This is a genomic window from Mesorhizobium sp. M2E.F.Ca.ET.209.01.1.1 (assembly GCF_004010375.2).
Lineage (GTDB): Bacteria > Pseudomonadota > Alphaproteobacteria > Rhizobiales > Rhizobiaceae > Mesorhizobium.
In genome coordinates this window covers 1-278 of record NZ_SADP02001421.1, presented here as the reverse complement: position 1 = coordinate 278, position 278 = coordinate 1, and the positions used below count along the sequence as shown (strand labels likewise).

General features: G+C 66.2%; 1 pseudogene. It reads right to left on the bottom strand.

From position 1 onward, the window contains the following. Positions 1-278 (bottom strand): annotated as a pseudogene (locus EN852_RS40635) (2-acyl-glycerophospho-ethanolamine acyltransferase); the annotation flags it as partial.

Genomic DNA, 278 nt, shown 5'->3' with positions numbered 1-278 from the left:
GCCGAGACGTAGTCCGTCTTGCCGGAGCCAAGCACCGGGATTTCGTCGACCTTGATGATGTCGTTGGGCACCATCAGCTCTGCCGCTCCTGCCTTCTTGCCGAACTGGCGCAACTGTTCGGGATCGGCGTCGCCGGCGGTGGTAACCAGCACGATGCGCTCGCCACGCCTTTTGTCGGGCACCGCCACCGCCGCATGGCGCTCTTCCGGCCACAGCGACTGCACCAGCATCTCGACCGCGCCGCGCAACACCATCTCGCCGGCGATCTTGGCGAAGCG